Origin of the sequence: Exiguobacterium sp. MMG028, assembly GCF_027947425.1 — a bacterium.
Taxonomy (GTDB): Bacteria; Bacillota; Bacilli; order Exiguobacteriales; family Exiguobacteriaceae; genus Exiguobacterium; species Exiguobacterium aestuarii_A.
This window is the reverse complement of record NZ_JAQJIN010000003.1, coordinates 250,163-268,019: the sequence shown is the minus strand read 5'-3', so window position 1 is coordinate 268,019 and position 17,857 is coordinate 250,163. Positions and strand designations below refer to the sequence as shown.

At 47.4% G+C, this 17,857-nt stretch carries 16 protein-coding genes, 1 riboswitch and 1 other annotated feature; of the genes, 9 read left to right on the top strand and 7 right to left on the bottom strand.

What is annotated here, in order from left to right:
* Positions 1-39: 39 nt before the first annotated feature.
* Positions 40-251: a binding site (T-box leader), on the bottom strand.
* Between the two features lie 154 nt (positions 252-405).
* A complete protein-coding gene (locus PJK55_RS11985; RefSeq protein WP_271305955.1) occupies positions 406-2,085 on the top strand; it encodes a GGDEF domain-containing protein in 1,680 nt (559 codons plus the stop codon).
* A gap of 98 nt (positions 2,086-2,183) precedes the next feature.
* Positions 2,184-2,279, top strand: a riboswitch (SAM riboswitch).
* Positions 2,273-3,631 carry a Na+/H+ antiporter NhaC family protein gene (locus tag PJK55_RS11980; RefSeq protein ID WP_271305954.1) on the top strand — a complete coding sequence of 453 codons (1,359 nt, stop codon included), beginning with the start codon at positions 2,273-2,275 and terminating at the stop codon, positions 3,629-3,631. Its footprint overlaps the riboswitch before it by 7 nt.
* An 18-nt stretch (positions 3,632-3,649) precedes the next feature.
* Here PJK55_RS11980 and PJK55_RS11975 read toward each other — a convergent pair whose 3' ends face one another.
* Entirely contained in the window at positions 3,650-4,294 is a 645-nt protein-coding gene (locus PJK55_RS11975) for a TVP38/TMEM64 family protein (protein ID WP_214785617.1), read from the bottom strand.
* A 228-nt stretch (positions 4,295-4,522) separates the two neighbouring features.
* Here PJK55_RS11975 and trhO point away from each other — a divergent pair, with 228 nt between their 5' ends.
* The 4 genes from trhO (at position 4,523) to ald (ending at position 8,582) form a co-directional block, all read left to right on the top strand.
* Complete coding sequence (trhO, locus tag PJK55_RS11970) at positions 4,523-5,464, top strand: oxygen-dependent tRNA uridine(34) hydroxylase TrhO (protein ID WP_271305953.1); 942 nt, start codon at positions 4,523-4,525, stop codon at positions 5,462-5,464.
* A gap of 126 nt (positions 5,465-5,590) precedes the next feature.
* Complete coding sequence (locus PJK55_RS11965) at positions 5,591-6,004, top strand: divergent PAP2 family protein (protein ID WP_074034273.1); 414 nt, start codon at positions 5,591-5,593, stop codon at positions 6,002-6,004.
* A 91-nt stretch (positions 6,005-6,095) separates the two neighbouring features.
* Entirely contained in the window at positions 6,096-7,319 is a 1,224-nt protein-coding gene (locus tag PJK55_RS11960; RefSeq protein WP_214876352.1) for a PucR family transcriptional regulator, read from the top strand.
* 132 nt (positions 7,320-7,451) lie between these two features.
* Entirely contained in the window at positions 7,452-8,582 is a 1,131-nt protein-coding gene (gene ald, locus PJK55_RS11955; RefSeq protein WP_271305952.1) for an alanine dehydrogenase, read from the top strand.
* 87 nt (positions 8,583-8,669) lie between these two features.
* Here the strand turns inward: ald and murB are convergent, their stop codons facing one another.
* Together murB and PJK55_RS11945 are read right to left on the bottom strand one after the other, a co-directional pair.
* The gene (gene murB / locus PJK55_RS11950; protein WP_271305987.1) at positions 8,670-9,590 is read right to left on the bottom strand and encodes a UDP-N-acetylmuramate dehydrogenase; all 921 of its coding nucleotides are present in this window, start codon (positions 9,588-9,590) and stop codon (positions 8,670-8,672) included.
* 152 nt (positions 9,591-9,742) lie between these two features.
* Positions 9,743-10,393, bottom strand: a complete 651-nt coding sequence (locus PJK55_RS11945) for a diacylglycerol/polyprenol kinase family protein (RefSeq protein WP_214785613.1) — start codon at positions 10,391-10,393, stop codon at positions 9,743-9,745.
* A gap of 151 nt (positions 10,394-10,544) precedes the next feature.
* On the opposite strand from PJK55_RS11945, the gene PJK55_RS11940 reads away from it, so the two are divergent.
* Entirely contained in the window at positions 10,545-11,168 is a 624-nt protein-coding gene (locus PJK55_RS11940) for a DUF1836 domain-containing protein (protein ID WP_271305951.1), read from the top strand.
* A 55-nt stretch (positions 11,169-11,223) separates the two neighbouring features.
* On the opposite strand, the gene PJK55_RS11935 is transcribed toward PJK55_RS11940, so the two are convergent.
* Together PJK55_RS11935 and PJK55_RS11930 are read right to left on the bottom strand one after the other, a co-directional pair.
* Positions 11,224-11,706: a hypothetical protein gene (locus PJK55_RS11935; protein ID WP_015880506.1), complete on the bottom strand. Its 483-nt coding sequence runs from the start codon at positions 11,704-11,706 to the stop codon at positions 11,224-11,226.
* A 218-nt stretch (positions 11,707-11,924) separates the two neighbouring features.
* A complete protein-coding gene (locus PJK55_RS11930) occupies positions 11,925-12,419 on the bottom strand; it encodes a restriction endonuclease (RefSeq protein ID WP_271305950.1) in 495 nt (164 codons plus the stop codon).
* 126 nt (positions 12,420-12,545) lie between these two features.
* Between PJK55_RS11930 and PJK55_RS11925 the strand changes: the two genes are divergently transcribed.
* Together PJK55_RS11925 and PJK55_RS11920 are read left to right on the top strand one after the other, a co-directional pair.
* The gene (locus PJK55_RS11925) at positions 12,546-14,720 is read left to right on the top strand and encodes a PAS domain-containing sensor histidine kinase (RefSeq protein ID WP_271305949.1); all 2,175 of its coding nucleotides are present in this window, start codon (positions 12,546-12,548) and stop codon (positions 14,718-14,720) included.
* Positions 14,717-15,787: an SDR family oxidoreductase gene (locus PJK55_RS11920; protein WP_271305948.1), complete on the top strand. Its 1,071-nt coding sequence runs from the start codon at positions 14,717-14,719 to the stop codon at positions 15,785-15,787. The genes PJK55_RS11925 and PJK55_RS11920 overlap by 4 nt, the downstream gene beginning before the upstream one ends.
* Positions 15,788-15,878: 91 nt before the next feature.
* Here the strand turns inward: PJK55_RS11920 and PJK55_RS11915 are convergent, their stop codons facing one another.
* The gene (locus PJK55_RS11915) at positions 15,879-16,163 is read right to left on the bottom strand and encodes a hypothetical protein (RefSeq protein WP_271305947.1); all 285 of its coding nucleotides are present in this window, start codon (positions 16,161-16,163) and stop codon (positions 15,879-15,881) included.
* A gap of 185 nt (positions 16,164-16,348) precedes the next feature.
* On the bottom strand, positions 16,349-17,728 hold the full coding sequence (locus PJK55_RS11910; RefSeq protein WP_214695929.1) for a TrkH family potassium uptake protein: 1,380 nt from the start codon (positions 17,726-17,728) through the stop codon (positions 16,349-16,351).
* Between the last annotated feature and the right edge of the window lie 129 nt (positions 17,729-17,857).

Below are 17,857 nucleotides of genomic sequence, written 5' to 3'. Positions count from 1 at the left end.
GTATCACAACTCATAAAAAAAACGCCCTTTGCATAGATGCAAAGAGACGGGAATTCCCGCGGTACCACTCTTCTTGCCTGCATGATGCAGACCGCTTTATGGTGATAACGGTTCCCTCCGGCTATGCCTACTCTCGTTTCGGATAGCATCTCAAAAGTGCGTTTCGCGACGTTTGTCAGCCTGGGCTCTCACCAATCCCCAGGTCGCTTTGTTGACTAAACCATCGTTACTCTCTTTTTCATCGACATTCGTCTATGCGGTTGAAAAGCAATTTCATTATAGAGGATATTCCGTGTATACTCAATGCTAGAATTCAAGCATCATGGAACAGAAGCAGGACTCACACGAAATCGTGACGAATCTTTACTATTAGATCTTGAAATGTCCCATGCTAGGAGGGAACGCATGAACCACTTTCGTAAGATGTCCGTGCTCGGTTGGAGTATATGGAGTGCCTTATTCATCTTCACCATCGCATTATTTGCATTGGATATCCTACACGCCCCAACAATCGATTCGTTGTCGTTTATTTTAATTTCGTTGCTTGTCATCATTTTTCAACTCGACTCGATCGAAGTCAAAGGTGTGTACTTCACATTTTCTGAAAGTATCGTTTTAATCTTATTTTTATTCTTTGGATTTGAAACAGCACTCATCGTCAACCAAATCGGGTTGTTCGTCTTTCAATTCGCCAACTTGAAACCGAAAGTCGCCATCCGTCGCTTCCGCTTCACGTATCCGTGGAATGCTATTACGGCATACTTAGAGATTGTCATCCCGGCAGCTGTCTATCTCGCCCTAGGTGGGGAGACCGGTCTCGACTTTTATTCGCAAGATTCGCTCGTGCCGCTTGCTGGATTGTTCCTTGCCATCTTCTTAAACACGGTGTTCCAAAAATATCAGGTGAGATGGTGGTTCCGCGTCGACATCGCATTGAGCGATTTTATGAAGATCGCCTTCTACACGTACGTCGTCAGTTTGATTTTCATCTTAGCGGCAGCGTTTTTCCGAGAGACGAACTTACTCGTCGTCAGTAGCATCGCCGCTGCGTTAACATTCTTCATTAAACGTCTCCTCATTCAAAAAGAGCGACAAGATGCATTTAAATCCTTGATTGAGCAATACGATGAAGCGAAAGAGGCCGTTTCCTTATCACAGAGCGAGGCGCAAGCCATCGAAGTGTTTTTAAGTCAATGCGAACAGCTGAATCATTATGATGAAGGGTATGTCGAGTTTAAATTGTTTGAACGCACCCTCTACTTTGATTTGAAGACGCGACAACCCATCGATCGCCCTATCGTCTTCACCTTGCTTGAGATGAGTCAGCCAATCGAGCAAGTCCTCGATTATGAGATGCGCTTTGAATGGGATACTTCTCTTTCCGATGCTTTCCATGACGATTACCACAGCTTCGTTTCTATTCGTTCGGAGGAAATTGAAGAGATTCGTACATGGATTGTCATGACAGGAGAACCTGTATACGGTTATCCGAAGATTATTCAGCACGAGATCATCAAATTGTTAAAATCGTTCAACCGGACCATTAGCCGTTGTCACGAACGGGACCGCCTCTATACCGAGAGTCGGACGGACAGTTTAACGCTTCTCGCCAATGCACGTGCATTTTATGAATATGGCATTCAACAAATATCCGATATGTCGATGTATCCCATCTCGGTTGCCATGCTCGATATTGATTTTTTCAAAAAGATTAACGATACGTACGGTCATCAGGTCGGGGACCATGTGTTACAAGAGTTCGGACGACGAATCCGTCAGGTGCTTCGTCCCGATGACTTTGCTGCACGTTATGGCGGCGAAGAATTTATTTTATTGCTCAATCATTGTGACATGAACCAAGCAATCGAAATCACAGAGCGGATTCGCCATCAAATCGAAGCGAAACCGTTTCTTGTCGACCACCATGAAATTTCTGTCACCGCGTCCATTGGTGTCGACACAATCGAAGCGTTCGGAAACAAGCGTCTCGACGACACGATTCGAAACGCGGACCGTGCCCTGTATGTTGGTGGAAAATATGCAGGACGTAACCGTGTGGCGCACTTCAACAATTTAACGACGTAAACTCCCCTTTCTCACATCGAATTGGGGAGTTTTTAGGTTGACAACTAGATTTGAAACAGGTACGTTAGGGAACGTGTTTGATAATAGGATAGCTTAACTTTTTATCGAGAGAGACGGAGGGACTGGCCCTATGAAGTCTCGGCAGCGGGGAACCTGTGCCAAATCCAGCGGGCGTATTGCTCGAAAGATGAAAAGGGTATTTCACACGAAGGACCTTTTCTCAAGAAAAAGGTCCTTTTTATTTTTTAGTGAGGTGATTATTTTGGAACAACCAACAGCAAACAAGTGGGCACTTCTGCCGTTACTCGTCTTCTTGCTCTTTTTCATCGGGGCGGGTGTCTACTATGGGGACTTTTATAAGTTTCCAGTCCTTGTCGCAGCCATGATCGCATTGATGGTTGCAGCGTTCATGACAAAAGGAAGCGCCACACAAACCGTGGAACGCATCGCACAAGGTGCCGGAAATCCGGGAATCATCATTATGATTTTTATTTTCTTACTGGCCGGTGCCTTTTCAACTGTAGCTGAATCAATCGGTGCCATCGACGCGACGGTTAACGCGGCGTTGACGCTCTTACCCCCATCGCTTCTCTTAAGTGGACTATTCGTCATTGCCGCTTTCATTTCAATGGCAATGGGCACATCGACCGGGACGATTGCGGCACTTGCGCCGATTGCCCTCGGTATCCATGAAGAGAGTGGTGTGAACGTCGCGATCGCTGCCGCGGCAGTTGTCGGCGGAGCCATGTTCGGAGACAATCTCTCATTCATCTCGGACACGACCATCGCTGCCGTAAGGACACAACGGACGAACATGCGTGATAAGTTCCGGACGAACTTCTGGATCGTGCTACCAGCTGCCATCATCACGACGATTTTACTCGCGGTCTTGTCAAACGGTGAATCGACGGTCGATGTCGCCGCATTCGAATGGTACAAACTGATTCCGTATCTCGCGGTCATCGGACTGGCGTTAACAGGACTGAACGTCATTCTCGTCCTGTTAGGCGGGATCACGCTAACCGGAATCATCGGTCTTCTCGACGGAAGCTTATCCGTCACAGCATTTGTGACCGCTATCGCCGATGGTATGGTCGGTATGGCCGAAATCTCGTTCTTGACGTTACTCATGGGCGGCCTCGTCGGACTCATTTCGCACAACGGTGGACTCACGTATTTGCGTGATGCGCTGACGTCACGGATTCAAAAACGTGCCGGTGCCGAGTGGAGTATCGCTGGTCTCGTCAGTGCGACGAACGTGGCGACGGCGAACAATACGATTTCCATTCTCGTAGCCGGACCACTCGCCGCGAACATTGCGGACGAATATGACATCGAACGGAAAAAATCAGCGAGTGTGCTCGATATCTTCTCATGTGGTGTACAAGGGATTCTCCCATACGGAGCGCAACTTCTCATCGCCGCAGAGTTGACGAAGACCGCTTCGCCGGACCTCGTCCCGTTCATGTTTTATCCGTTCCTCCTCTTTATTTGTGGAGGGATTGCCATCGCATTCAATTTCCCGCGTTTTAAAAAGCAGTCTTAAGCGAAAACACCCCTTTATTCAAAGGGGTGTTTGTCGTTTAGTGACCATCTCTTGTTTCAATTGCTCGTTGCGTTTCTTGAAAGCGCGTCGTTTGAGCACTTCTTCTAGTCCTCGACTGATGGCCCACAACGCGACCAAAAGCAGACCGAGCATCGATAAACGAAACGGGCTTTGGATAAATTCTTCCCATTGATCCCCGATGACCGAGAAAATGACGACGACGAGTAGTTTTCCGAATCCCGCCGCCAAAATGAACGTACGGAGCGGCATCTGAATGAGCGCCAGCAAATAGGTGATCAAACTGACCGGGATGAACGGGAGTGAATACAAGAACCCGAGTGAAATCGGACTCATATGATTGATTCGTTCTAACCAATAGACAGCCGCTTTATGTTTTTCGAGCCAACGCGTCATCGGTTTACGAAACACATATCGGACCGCCGCGAAGACGACAATCGTTCCGAGTAAGTTCCCGATCCATGATAAAAGGACCCCTAACAAAAAACCATATGTTGCCGCATTCGCTGAAATGATTAAAACGAGTGGCAAAAACGGAAAGATCGCTTCTAAAAATGGAGCACCGAGTCCGGCCCAAGGACCGCCAGGCAAACTTTGAAGCCATTCGATTAATTGGATGATGTACTGTTGGAGAGAAGTGAGCATAGTCGTTCCACCTTCAACTTTCGTTACTACTACTCTATTACCCGAATTCGATTTGCAAGACGCATCTCCCTGCATTCGTCAAAAAAAATTAAAAACCATTTGCGAAAATTCGTCGTGATATTTATCATATAATAATGGACTTGTGGTTGCAGGCAAGTCTATTCGTCGAACGACACAACCCAACGTTCGTTTTCCTGCAAAAAACTGAACACAGGGGAGCAACACAACATGGAAACAAAACCAATGCGGGTCTTGCTGTACTATAAGTACGTCAACATCGAAGACCCAGAAACACTCACGCAAGAACATTTGAAGTATTGTAAAGACCTCGGCATCAAAGGACGCATCTTGATTTCCTCCGAAGGAATCAACGGGACGTGCTCTGGTACTTGGGAACAAACTGAGCAATACATGAACGACTTGAAGGCAAACCCACTCTTCAGCGATATCGAGTTCAAAATCGATGAAGTCGAAGAGCATGCGTTCAAGAAAATTTTTGTCCGTCACAAGAAAGAGCTCGTGACGTGGCGCTTTGATGGTGAGTTTGATGTACCGAAACAACACGGTGCATACCTCGAACCAGCAGAGTGGAAAGAGATGATGAATCGTGATGATGTCGTCATCCTCGACGTTCGTAACAACTACGAGTACGAACTTGGTCACTTTAAAAACGCGATCAAAATCGATGTAGAGGCTTCACGTTACATGCCAGAATGGCTCGAAGAGAACAAGGACCTCTACGAAGGGAAAACACTTCTCACTTACTGTACTGGTGGCGTCCGTTGCGAGAAATTTACAGCATATATGCGTGACCAAGGTCACGACAACATCTTCCACTTAAAAGGTGGCGTCGCAATGTATGGAAAAGACGAAGCGACGAAAGGTGAAAACTGGGATGGTGAGCTTTACGTCTTTGACGAGCGTATCAACGTTCCTGTTAACTCTGTTAACCCGACTGTTGTTTCACACTGTATGCACTGTGGAACCGAGACGGTTCGTTACGTTAATTGTGCAAACCCGGAGTGCAATGCACAGCATTTCTGTTGTGAAGAGTGTGAACCGAAACAAATGCGTTCATGCTCGAAAGAGTGTCAAGAACACCCACGCAACCGTTATATCATCGACAACATTGCAGAGAAACTTCAGGAAACTGAAGGAGTAGTCGGGTAACAAAAATCGACCAAAAGGTGTCATGGACAAGCCGTCCGTGATACCTTTTTTTGACGAAATCTTAACGTCTAGCCAGCGCCTCTTTCGGGTATAGTGAAGTTACTATGTCAGACAGGAAGTGAATGCATGTTTAACGAACCTTTACTCGCTGCGATTCTTGCTTGGTTTATCGCCCAAGCGGCCAAACTCGTTACCGAACTTATTAAAACAAGGGATTTTGAAATTGAAATCATGTTCGCTTCAGGCGGCATGCCAAGCTCACACTCGTCCACGGTCGTCGCGCTCGCAACGGCAATCGGACGGATGGAAGGCATCGACTCGAGTATGTTTGCCCTCGCTGTCGTCTTCGCCACCATCGTCATGTACGATGCGACCGGCGTCCGTCAAGCAGTCGGTTTTCAGGCCCGACTATTGAACGATTATTTCAAAGGGATTAAACACGAGACTCCACTTTTGAATGAACTCGTCGGGCACACGCCGTTCCAAGTCATCGTCGGGGCGCTTCTCGGTCTCGTCGTCGGATTGTTTTTCCCGATGTAATCCACTAAAGGTATGTCATTTCTCACACTCTCGATTCTTTTTGTGAAGTTTCACAAAGAAGAAGTTATACTCAGAGAGAGGAGGAATCGACATGCCTTTTTTGCAGAAATCTTATGAGTCTCTCGATACACTCGCCGAAGCAATCGGTCAAGCGATTCGAGCACCCATCACGATTGAAAATCGCCACCACCAGTTGCTGGCGTACAGCACCCATCCCGATTCGACCGACCCGGCCAGGATTGCCACGATCATCGGTCGTCGTGTTCCAGAGGCCGTTATTGAAGATTTATGGGAAAGTGGGATTTTACGAGAAGTCATCGACCAAGATGAGCCTGTCGTCATTCCGGCACGGCTCGCTGTCGGGCTCGGCGAACGTGCGGCCATCGTGATCAAGCAACATGACGAAGTACTCGGTTATATTTGGAGCTTGGCTCGAACGAACCCGTTCACCACTCAAGAATTAGCCATCTTGCAGGAAGGAGCGACCATTGCCAAGAAGTTGCTCATGACCATCGCGATGCACGAACGACGCATTAGCGCGGAACTTGAACGTTTCTTGTTAGATGTCCTCGCTTCCCCGACGCTCTCTGATGCCAATCGCGAACGATTGAACGAACTCGCGCCTATCGCCGTCGCCAGTCGATTGACGATTATTGAATGCGCTCAACCGATCACCCCACAACTCGCTGAACGTCTGCATTATGTGCTCGCGACCCAAGAAGCGATCGAAGTGGTCTTACATGCCATCGATGGGCAGCAATTACTCGTCTGGCATTACATGAAATCCGAACTTTCCGATGAAGAAGTGGAATTGCTCGCTTGGGCGGAACGATTCGAACAGTTGCTTCAAGACAAGTTCACTGAATCTGAGCCACGACTCGGAATCAGTCGGCGTTTTTTCGAAAGTGACATGCTGTACGCCGCAGCGGAAGAGGCACGACGTGTCACAACACTTCGTCGTAAGTTCCCTCTTGAGCTCGCGACTTCTCGCGCCTTCGAACAGATCGGGATTTATCAACTCGTCCCTGAACTGGCACGTCGCATCGGACTTCGACTGGAAACCCATCCGACCGTCGAACGGTTGCAACAATATGATTCATCCCATCAGACCGAACTCGTGAAGACACTCGAATGGTATTTTTATTTCGATGGGAACGTAAAGCGGGTCGCCGCCCACCTTCATATCCATCCGAATACCGTCTTGTATCGGATTCGACGCATCGAAGAGTTGACGAATATCACGCAAGTTTCCTTACCAGAACGGTCCATGATTTATTTGGCGATTAAAGCCGGTCAATATCGATTAGAAGACTAGACGCTCGCTTTGTGTTTTTTCACAAAGTGAGCGTCTTCGTTTTTAGAATCTATGATAAAGACAGCGTTTTCGAATGGGTCTATACTAGGGGTGTGAACAATTTGTGTCAACGGAATGAAAGGGGAATGTTCCATGAAAATCGGGGTATTAAAAGAGATTAAAAACAATGAAAATCGGGTGGCTTTGACACCGATGGGTGCATTTATGTTAACGGAACTCGGTCATGATGTCTTCGTCGAAACGAATGCTGGTTTCGGCAGTGGTTTCACGAATATGGAATATATCGATGCCGGTGCAACAATCGTTGAAACGGCGAAAGAAGTATGGGAAGGCGTCGAGCTTGCGCTCAAAGTAAAAGAGCCTCAACCGTCTGAATATCAATACTTCCGTCCTGATCTAACGCTCTTCACATATTTACACTTAGCGGCAGAGCCAGAATTAACGAAAGCACTCGTCGATTCAGGCATCACTGCCATCGCGTATGAGACGGTAGAAGTCGACCGGACGTTACCGCTTCTCACACCGATGAGTGAAGTCGCAGGTCGGATGGCTGCTCAAATCGGGGCACAGATTCTCGAAAAACCGCACGGTGGAAAAGGAATCTTGATGTCAGGTCTCCCAGGCGTACCTCGTGCGAACGTCACGGTCATCGGAGGCGGTGTCGTCGGAACGAATGCAGCGCGTATCGCCATTGGTCTCGGTGCGAGTGTTACCTTGATGGACATCAGCCCGGCTCGTCTTCGTCAAATCGACGACTTGTTCGGAAACACAATCAACACGTTAATCTCGAACAAATACAACATCGCCAAACAAGTAGCTGAGAGTGATCTCGTCATCGGTGCCGTTTTGATTCCTGGGGCAAAAGCACCGAAACTTGTCACTGAAGAAATGGTACAACGCATGTCACCAGGATCGGTCATCGTTGACGTCGCCATTGACCAAGGTGGAATTTGTGAGACAATCGATCATATCACAACGCATGATGCGCCAACGTATGAACGTTACGGTGTGCAACATTACGCCGTCGCCAACATGCCAGGTGCCGTGCCACGCACATCGACAATGGGGCTTACGAACGCAACGATGCCATACATTATCGAATGTGCACAAAAAGGCGTATTCCCAGCACTCCTCGGAAACGATGCCCTTCTCAAAGGCTTAAACGTCATCAATGGAACGGTCACATACGAAGCGGTCGCTCGTGATTTAGAGTATCCGTTCGTCCCTGCCTATGAGGCAGTTGCAAAACAAACACAAGCGTAATCAAAAGACGACGAGATGCCCGTTCTCGTCGTCTTTTTCGTACAAAAAAGAAGGGACTGAACATAATCGCTCAGCCCCTTCTTCTCATTATGCGTTTTCGACAGCGATATCTTCCCCGATGATTTTCACTTCCGGTTCTAATTCCACTTCGAACTTCTCTTTAACGGTCGCTTGCACGTGACGGATCAGCGAAATGTATTCTGTCGCTGTCGCCTCCGCAATGTTGACGATGAATCCTGCGTGCTTAAGCGATACTTCAGCTCCTCCGATTCGTTTGCCCTGAAGACCAGAGTCTTGAATCAACTTGCCGGCAAAGTAGCCTGGCGGACGTTTGAAGACACTTCCGCACGAAGGATATTCGAGCGGTTGCTTCGACTCACGTTTATACGTCAAATCGTCCATGACTTCTTTGATCAATTCGTAGTTTTTCGGTTCGAGCTCGAACGTCGCTTCTAACACGATGAACCCTTCTTTTGATACACGGCTCGTGCGGTAATCGAGTTCTAATTCGTCTTTTGACAAATGAAGCACTTGTCCGTCCGACGTCAATACTGTTGCAGACGTGATGACGTCTTTCGTTTCTCCCCCATATGCACCCGCGTTCATGTAGACGGCGCCACCGACCGTTCCAGGGATCCCACAAGCGAACTCAAGACCGGATAAGCCTTCCGCAAGTGCTTGCCGTGAGACATCGATAATCGCTGCCCCAGCCTGTGCCACAATTCGGTTCCCTTCGCGACGAATCGTATTCAGTTCATTCAAGTTTAAAACGACTCCGCGAATTCCCCCGTCGCGGACAATCAAGTTTGAACCAAACCCGAGAATCATGAACGGCATTGCTTCCTGATGGGCTAGTTCTAAGACGACTTGGACTTCTTCGTACGTGTGTGGGGCGACGAAGTAATCTGCTTTCCCGCCTAGTTTTGTATACGTGTGTGCCGACAGCGGCTCGTCTTGGAGGACGCGCTCGGCCGGAATAATACTCTGGAGTTGCTCTAAAAAGCTCATGCGTTCACTCAATCCTTTACGTTCTATTTAAGTGTCTCGATCACATCTTCTTCGTACCGAGCACGTCACTGAATGGTTTCAGTACGAAACACAGTATACAAATGATTGTCGGACGTGACAAGCAACGTTTTTCTTACAATGTCATGATTAGTTTATAACAATAGCGATGTCGCTACAGCCACTACAATCGGAATTGTAAAGTTATCCCAATCTCGGTATGAAATCGCTTCAGTCAGCGTGGCGATGATGGAAATGATAAATCCATATGTTACCACTTGCCACATGACGACATCATTCCACAAAAACAATAAAAATAAGACCGCATACGAGCTTAAGAACATGGCGACGCTTCCTTGGAAGGAACGCTTTTGACCGTACAAATCATAGATGATTGTCCCATACTTCCGTCCAATCAATGCAGCCATTCCATCCCCCCAGGCGAGGACGAGTGATCCCGCTAAAAATGCAATCGGTTCTGACTCAAAGAAGAAGTATAAAATGATGAGTAAAGCGATTGGATAATAGACCGTTCCGAAAGACTTTCGTTCCGTCTGATGTACCGGTGATGGACTTTTATATAATAAGACCGCGTTCGCGAACGTGAAGAAGATGAGCGGAACTGCCGCGACGTACCAGGAATCCATTAACCAGACCGCTAGTAGCGACCAATGTCCGACTGCGATATGTACACTTTTTCGAATCGTTTCGTCTGTCCATCCAAGACGCTTTCCAACTTGTTCGAGACCGACGAGAAATACAAGGACAATCACGATGGAAAGAATCGAACTAATCCATTCATTCATTGCTTGACCACCTCTATGTATAGGATGTGTATAATACCGTCATTATACCTTAATCAGTGCCCATCCTAGCTTACTTTTCAAACATTTGGTAGAATGAGGTCAAATGACTGTATAGCCAACGTACGATGTTGGTGATAGAAAGGGTGGCCGTATGCGCGACGCAACTTCAATTCAAACTTTGGCAGATTGCCTTCACTTCATGCAGGTCGGAGAAATCGAGCGAGCCATCGCCCTCTTCCCTGAAGACGTGCGTGAACATTTTCCAAAAGAGCTTCGAAAAATCCACTTGTTTCATATTGAAAAGAACGGCTTGTCCATCAATCAAATCGTTGCCCTTGCGAACGCATTGACCGGAGAACATCTCTCGGCGACGACGATTCAAAACTGGACGAAGCGTGAAGTTCGTAAAATCATCGGTGTCCCACGAATCGGTAAAAAGTATTCCTTGCATCAAGCAGCCATCATTTACCTTCTTGATGACTTGAAACACCTTTTCTCACTTGAAGAGACAAGTTCCTTATTGGCACTTATCTTCAACAACCCTGACCGGGACGAAGACGACTTCATCAGTCCGATTGATTTTTATCGCCTGTATGCGGAGTACGCCAAGTCGACGAGTCCAATCGACCTGCTCGATACGCGTGCCAAGCGTTCTCTCGAAAAAACGAAATACACACATCCGAATATCATTCATGTCCTAAAGCTCTGTTTGTACGCACACCGTGTGACGACACTCGAGCTCGAGGCCAAGCAGTATTTGAACCGTTTCATTTGATGGAACGGTTTTTTTGCATCAAAAAACACCGGTCAAGGACCGGTGCTCGTCATCGTTATGAGACAGATGCTGCGAGCGGCATCCGCGATTTAACCGTTAACGTTTTTAAGACAGAAAGGAGTTCGAACATCGATAACTGATCTGCTTCTTTCGTTAAGCAGAACGTGTCGTCCTCTTGTTTCCGTAGCTCCGCGACAAGTTTTCCTGCTTTGTCACGGACGCTGAACTTATGACGTTCCACATCGTATTGAATCGTGAAGAGTCCGCGTTCATAGACGTTGTACTCACACTTTTTCCCGAATAACGAGAACTTGTCTTTCAATTGACCAATCGCCTGTCCGTCATGGTTCATCACGACCCATTTTTGGCAGTTCGGGATATACTTCCCGTGAGCGATCTGTCGTCCAGACAAATTGTGCACTTGGACACTGCCTTCCGCGTCGCGGTGAACAGATCCGATCGCATCATTTGTCTCATCATAAATGGTCGCCTCGCCTTGCGTAAAGACGCAACCTTTTACATAAATTAATTTGCGCACCGCTTTTTCCTCCTAGCACGTTCCAACCGTGATTGTTTGTATGTGTACGGTCGGGCATTTCTTGAAACCCCAATCGTTTCTCTGTGTAGTTTTTATCTCGTTTCAACTACTACATATTTCATATGACGAAGATGATTATTGCATCGATTAAAGAAAAAGACAAGCCCTTTTTTTCGACATCATTTTGGATTCTGTCGAACTTGTGAACATGCCTATTCTTATCGCTTATATCCCGCTTCTTTTAAGAGTTCTTCAAGCTCCATTCTTGCAATCAGACGAACTTGATTTGGCGCTGCCAATTCATACGCACTGTCCGTAAATGTCGAGTTCGTCACGACCCATCCTTCATGTGCCTGATAATACGGAACAGCAGCCGCGATTTGTTGAACCGCTTCAAGACCGACTACCTTTTCATACCGTTTTGCTTGTACCGCAATCGACCATCCATCGGGTGTCTCGAGTAACAAGTCTGCCCCGAAGTCACGCGAGGCTGGTGTCACGGTGACCGTGTATCCGAGCGCCGTAAACACATCCTCTAAGAACAGTTCGAATTCTCGGCCATCCATTCGGTCGATTCGGTCGATTGTCGACAGCCGGGCTCTCCAGATGAACCACACGATCCCACACAGGAGTAGTAAGATACTGCTCCAAAGCGGTGCTCCGAACCACCATAGACTAACGGCACCGACCATACTAATAAGTAATCCAATCATCCCCATCTTTCCTTTCCACGTCCTCTCTCCCACTTTACCGTTTCGAGGGCAGGAAATGAAAGGGGGATCTGTCGAATGTTATAGAAGATATGCTCGTCTGACACCACGAAGGAGGGATGATCGTTCATGGAGAATCGCACCAATCTCCAAAGTGAGTTATTACATGCATTACCTTACGGGGTTGCTTTAATAGAAAAAGATGGAACAATCGTTCAAGCAAACCGGCCGTTCCTAGAAAAGTTTCCAGAGAATCTACAGACTCGTACGAACCTCTTTCACATGGTCAACCAGTCTCCGCTTACGATGGAATTATCTCGCCGAATGGAGCAGGGACTTCCATGGATGTATGAACTGCCGACGATGCGCGTGCATGCCATCCCTTGGGAGAATCATTATATCCTCTCCATCGAACCACTCCCTCTCGATACACGCGTGACGATTCAACACAATGCGTTTGAAGCGATGATGCACACCGAGCTCGACATGGCGATGATCATGACGGATGCCAATATGTTGATCACTCGATTCAATCAGGGTGCGACGGAACTGTTCGGCTACGCGCCCCATGAAGTGTTATACGAGATGACCCCATTCGCTTTGTTTGAGTCAAGGGAACTGAGCGAAAAACGTTCTGCCTATCAAGATGAGACAGAACGCTTGCTTTCGTTCGAACAAATGTTACGCCTCGCACTCGACAAAGGAGACCGTGAGTGGAAATTTCAATGTAAAGACCGGACACATTTTATCGGAAAACTCTTTATGCACCCGGTTTATGAACAAGAGCAACTCATCGGATTCTTTTTCTTCGTATTTGACGTGAGTCCTGAGATTGAACTAAAACGAGAACTTCGTTATAAGGAACAACGCTATCGCATGTTTGCCGAATCTGTCATCGAGGCGGTCCTATTCCACGAAGACGGGATGATTCTTGACGCGAACAAAGCAGCGGAATCCATCTTCAAAATCCCAGCTGAACAAATGGTCGGTCGGCAAACGGTTGAATTTATTGCCGAAGGATATCGGGCAGATGTGTTACGACGGATTCGCAATCATATCCAAACGCCATATGAAGTGATTGGACGACGAGCGGACGGCACGTTTCTAGAGATGGAGGTTTACCCGAAAGAAGTGACGTATCTTGGCCAAACGTTACGAGTCGCCGTCATGCGTGACATTAGCGACCGAAAAAAAATAGAACGCATGCTCGAACGAGAGAAAAATGCGATTGCCCGCCAACGGGACATCATTCAATCGATTTTACAAGCGTCAAACGAAGCATTCGTCTTGACCGAGTCGAACGGGAGTGTCTTGTTCATGAACGTCCATGCGCGACGCCTCATGGACTTACCCGGGATCGCCCCGAATAAAATACAAGAGCGGATCCCCCTCCTCTCCACGTTCCGTCCCCGCGATCGAAGCGAGATGTTGCGCAAGATGGATCAACTGTTAGACGGAACGGCTCGGGAAGTGTCCATGCGTTTCTCCATCCCTCAACCGAACGATCGGGATGAGGAATATTACGAGATGTATGGCACGACAATGGATACGAAACGACAAATCGGAATGGATAGCGGTTTCTTATTCGTATTCCGTAACCGGACGGAAGAGGAGCGGATGGACCAGATTAAAAATGAGCTAGTGAGCACGGTCTCGCATGAGCTGCGGACACCCCTTTCTTCATTATCTGGTTACATCGAGTTGATGCTCGCTCGCGATTTGACGCCTGATAAGCGAGAACGGTTCTTAAAGACGATGTCACGGGAAGCGTCGCGGTTAACGGCGTTACTCAATGACTTCTTAGACATTCAACGCATGGAGGGTGGACATCAAGAATACAAGCAAGATCATTTCTCGTTAAATGAACTCGTCTTAGGGGTGGTTGAGCGATTCCGTGAAACGAATGACCATGCCATTCATTTCGATAACGCCGATGAAGACCTACGCTTGATTGCTGACCAGGACCGCATTGAACAAGTACTCGTCAACTTGATTTCCAATGCGATCAAGTACTCTCCGAACGAACAAGAAATCGAAGTACGGGTCCGGCACGACCACAATCAGGCCCACGTCTCTATTCGTGACTTCGGAATCGGTATTCCTGAACACGCCTTCGAGAAACTCTTTACAAAGTTTTATCGGGTCGATAACTCCGATACGCGTAAAATTGGCGGGACCGGTCTTGGCTTATCCATCTGTAAAGAAATCATCGAATCACACGGCGGCAGTATCGAAGTGGAATCGACTGTCGGAAAAGGATCGACGTTTACATTCACACTAGACTTAGCGGAGGAACTATCATGAACGATTATGCCTTTACCGGATTCCCTGGATTTTTAGCTGGAAAGTTAATCGAACATCTTGCGTCGTTGCCTCATCAAATCGGAACAATCTATGCGCTTCATCTCCCTAACCAACAGCGTGAAGCGGAAGAACTACGGGATACGTTGCTGTCTACGACATCCCTTGAGCCTCGTCAGCTCATCTTAGTGGAGGCGGACATCACGTTACCGGAAGTGATCCTCGACCCGATTATGCGCTCTGTCATCGAGCGTGACGTGCATTACGTCTTTCATCTGGCTGCCGCTTACGATTTGAGCATTCCGTATGACCTCGGGTATCGAATCAACATCCTCGGTACAAAACATGTGACGGCATTCGCCAAACGTTCGAAACAGCTAAAACGGTACGTTTACTTCAGTACGGCCTACATTGCCGGTCGCAGGCAAGGGACCGTCTATGAGAACGAACTCTGGCATCGGGCTCGATTTAAAAATCATTATGAAGCAACCAAATATGAAGCAGAAGCGCTCGTCTCCCGCGAGATGAGCACAATGCCAATCACCATTATTCGTCCTGGTATTGTGATTGGGCATAGTCAAACAGGTGAAACGAAGAAGTTTGACGGTGTCTATTTTGTGTTGAAATTGATGGCGCAACTTCAACAGATGCGACCGCTCCCTTATATCGGGCGCGCGAACGTCGAAGTGAATCTAGTTCCTTATGATTACGTCGTGGAAGCGACCGCCTTCTTAGCACACTCGCCAGTCGGGTCGAAGCGAACCTTTCATTTGACGGACCCTTTCCCGCATGGTGCGCGTGAAGTGTATCGCATGCTACATGAGACGATGTTCCACCGTCCTCCTCGCGGCACGGTTCCCCATGCTGTTGCAGATGTCGCATTCACGACTTGGAAAAACGCCGCACAACTGGATGTTCCGCACGAACTGCTAGACTATTTCAAACATCCTGTCCATTTCGATACGACGCAAACGATTCGAGCACTCGATGGAACTGGGATTGTCTGTCCGGATCTTCAAGATTATCTACCGGAGATCGTTCGTTATTTCATGACACACAAAAAGCCCTGAATGCGTTCAGGGCTTCAACTAGAATGAACTGAATGATTGGAATCAACAAGTCGAATGCGAGTGTACTCCGTAACGAGAGTACACTTGTTTTTTATACTTGATCCCTTTCTTTATGAGAAATCGCTTGTTCGTGTAGCAGACGCTCGAGAACGAGGATATAGACCAACGCCACGAGAAGACCGATTATACCAGGGAGAACAGCAATGATTGCATCCTCCAAATATATTTTTGGAATCAGGTAAAGGAAGAGTGACTTCACCACATTCATCAATATCAGTGAGGTGAGCAAAACAAGCGTCACCGCTCTTTTTGATACATTCCCGAAGAATGGACGTCCTTCTTTCTCTCCTTTTGTTATACCTAGCCAAGATAACAAGTTAAAACCCCCTTAATCGATTCAGACAGATTACTCATTTTTAAATCCATTATATACCAATGATTAAATGGAATAAAAGCTGATAAAAAACGATTTCGCCTTCTGATTAGTATAGACCTAAAAAAGGCTGCAATCCCCTATGCATGGATTGCAGCCAAATACGTTCTTTCTTCATACGCTCTTTTCTAACCAATCAAAATCTTTTCTTTCGGATAGCGAATCTTCCGGTCGGCTTGTCGTGCGACCGTAAAGAGAATCGTCAACGACCCGACACGTCCAAGGAGCATCATGAACATGATGAACCCTTTGCCGGCAGCATTCAAATCAGCAGTAATGCCTAATGATAACCCGACCGTCCCGAACGCCGACACCGTCTCAAACAGAATGGCGCTCGCTGGAATGTGACCGTTTGTCAAAATGACGAGTGTCGTAATGATCAGGATGAAGAAGAAGCTCGAGATGGCGACAACGTATGCCTTTTTGATTTGAAACGCATCAATCGTCCGCTCCATAATGACCGTTTCTTTTTTACCTGCAATGAACGCCCACATATCCGCGAAGATGACCGCTAGCGTCGTCACTTTAATCCCTGACCCCGTCGAAGCTGCACCGGCCCCGATATACATCAAAATTAAAATCAAGCCGATTGAGGCAGGTGCCATCGTTGCGATATCAATCGTATTGAAACCGGCCGTACGTGTCGTCACGGCTTGGAAAAAGGTTACGTGTAGTGCCTCACCGATGGACCGCCCATAGAGAGAACCTTCGTTTGATACCCACTCAAACATCATGAGCACGAACCATGCCACCCCATTGATGACCAAAAGGGACAGAATCATGATCTTCGAATGGAGAGCGAGACGCTTCCATCCTCGCACCTCTGTCGCATCGGCAATCGTCGTGAACCCGAGACCCCCAATCATGATCATGAGGGCGATGGTCACGACAATCGCCGTGTTTTGTTCAAATGACATTAGACTATCCGGGAACAACGCGAAGCCTGCATTGTTAAAGGCAGAGACGGCATGGAAAAAGCCGTAGTAAAGTGCCGCACCGAAAGAATAACTCTCTGTACTATATAGCTCGAACGTCAAAAATAGCATCCCGATAAATTGAACGATGACCGTCGTGAAGACGATATTTCGCACGAGACGAACCGTTCCACCGGGTCCGGCTAAGTTTAACGACTCTTGTAAGAGAATCCGTTGTTTCAATCCAATTTTCTTCCCTAATACACTCAGGAGCATCAACGCGATCGTCATGAACCCGAGACCCCCGATTTGAATGAGCGCGACAATCACCAATTCTCCGAACAGGTTGAACGACGATCCGATGTCGACTGTCGACAATCCGGTCACGGTACCCGCAGAAGTCGCGATAAATAGACAATCAATCCAAGACACTGGTTCTTCTTGAGCAAATGGCATATATAAAAGTGTTGCCCCGATAAAAATCGCAAGTAAAAATCCTCCCGCGATAAAGCGAGCAGGTTTTTCAAACACGACTCGATAAAGTACCTCGATTCGCTTCAAGCGCATCTCACGCGCTGACAGTCTATGTCGCATCACGACATCCCCTTCACTTCTGTTATTCTAAGCCTCATGTTACTCCTCGCCTTTCTAAATGCCAACAAGAAAATGTATCTCTAACGCTTTCCTCGATTTTTTGGTATTATGAGAGATAGACTTTAAGAA

Coding starts and splice junctions, on each gene's coding strand:
- PJK55_RS11965 (WP_074034273.1), top strand. CDS start 5,591: ATGTTTAACGAACCTTTACTCGCTGCGATTCTTGCTTGGTTTATCGCC.
- PJK55_RS11925 (WP_271305949.1), top strand. CDS start 12,546: ATGGAGAATCGCACCAATCTCCAAAGTGAGTTATTACATGCATTACCT.
- PJK55_RS11945 (WP_214785613.1), bottom strand. CDS start 10,393: ATGAATGAATGGATTAGTTCGATTCTTTCCATCGTGATTGTCCTTGTA.
- murB (WP_271305987.1), bottom strand. CDS start 9,590: ATGAGCTTTTTAGAGCAACTCCAGAGTATTATTCCGGCCGAGCGCGTC.
- PJK55_RS11980 (WP_271305954.1), top strand. CDS start 2,273: ATGAAAAGGGTATTTCACACGAAGGACCTTTTCTCAAGAAAAAGGTCC.
- PJK55_RS11985 (WP_271305955.1), top strand. CDS start 406: ATGAACCACTTTCGTAAGATGTCCGTGCTCGGTTGGAGTATATGGAGT.
- PJK55_RS11930 (WP_271305950.1), bottom strand. CDS start 12,419: ATGATTGGATTACTTATTAGTATGGTCGGTGCCGTTAGTCTATGGTGG.
- PJK55_RS11960 (WP_214876352.1), top strand. CDS start 6,096: ATGCCTTTTTTGCAGAAATCTTATGAGTCTCTCGATACACTCGCCGAA.
- trhO (WP_271305953.1), top strand. CDS start 4,523: ATGGAAACAAAACCAATGCGGGTCTTGCTGTACTATAAGTACGTCAAC.
- ald (WP_271305952.1), top strand. CDS start 7,452: ATGAAAATCGGGGTATTAAAAGAGATTAAAAACAATGAAAATCGGGTG.
- PJK55_RS11910 (WP_214695929.1), bottom strand. CDS start 17,728: ATGCGACATAGACTGTCAGCGCGTGAGATGCGCTTGAAGCGAATCGAG.
- PJK55_RS11975 (WP_214785617.1), bottom strand. CDS start 4,294: ATGCTCACTTCTCTCCAACAGTACATCATCCAATTAATCGAATGGCTT.
- PJK55_RS11920 (WP_271305948.1), top strand. CDS start 14,717: ATGAACGATTATGCCTTTACCGGATTCCCTGGATTTTTAGCTGGAAAG.
- PJK55_RS11940 (WP_271305951.1), top strand. CDS start 10,545: ATGCGCGACGCAACTTCAATTCAAACTTTGGCAGATTGCCTTCACTTC.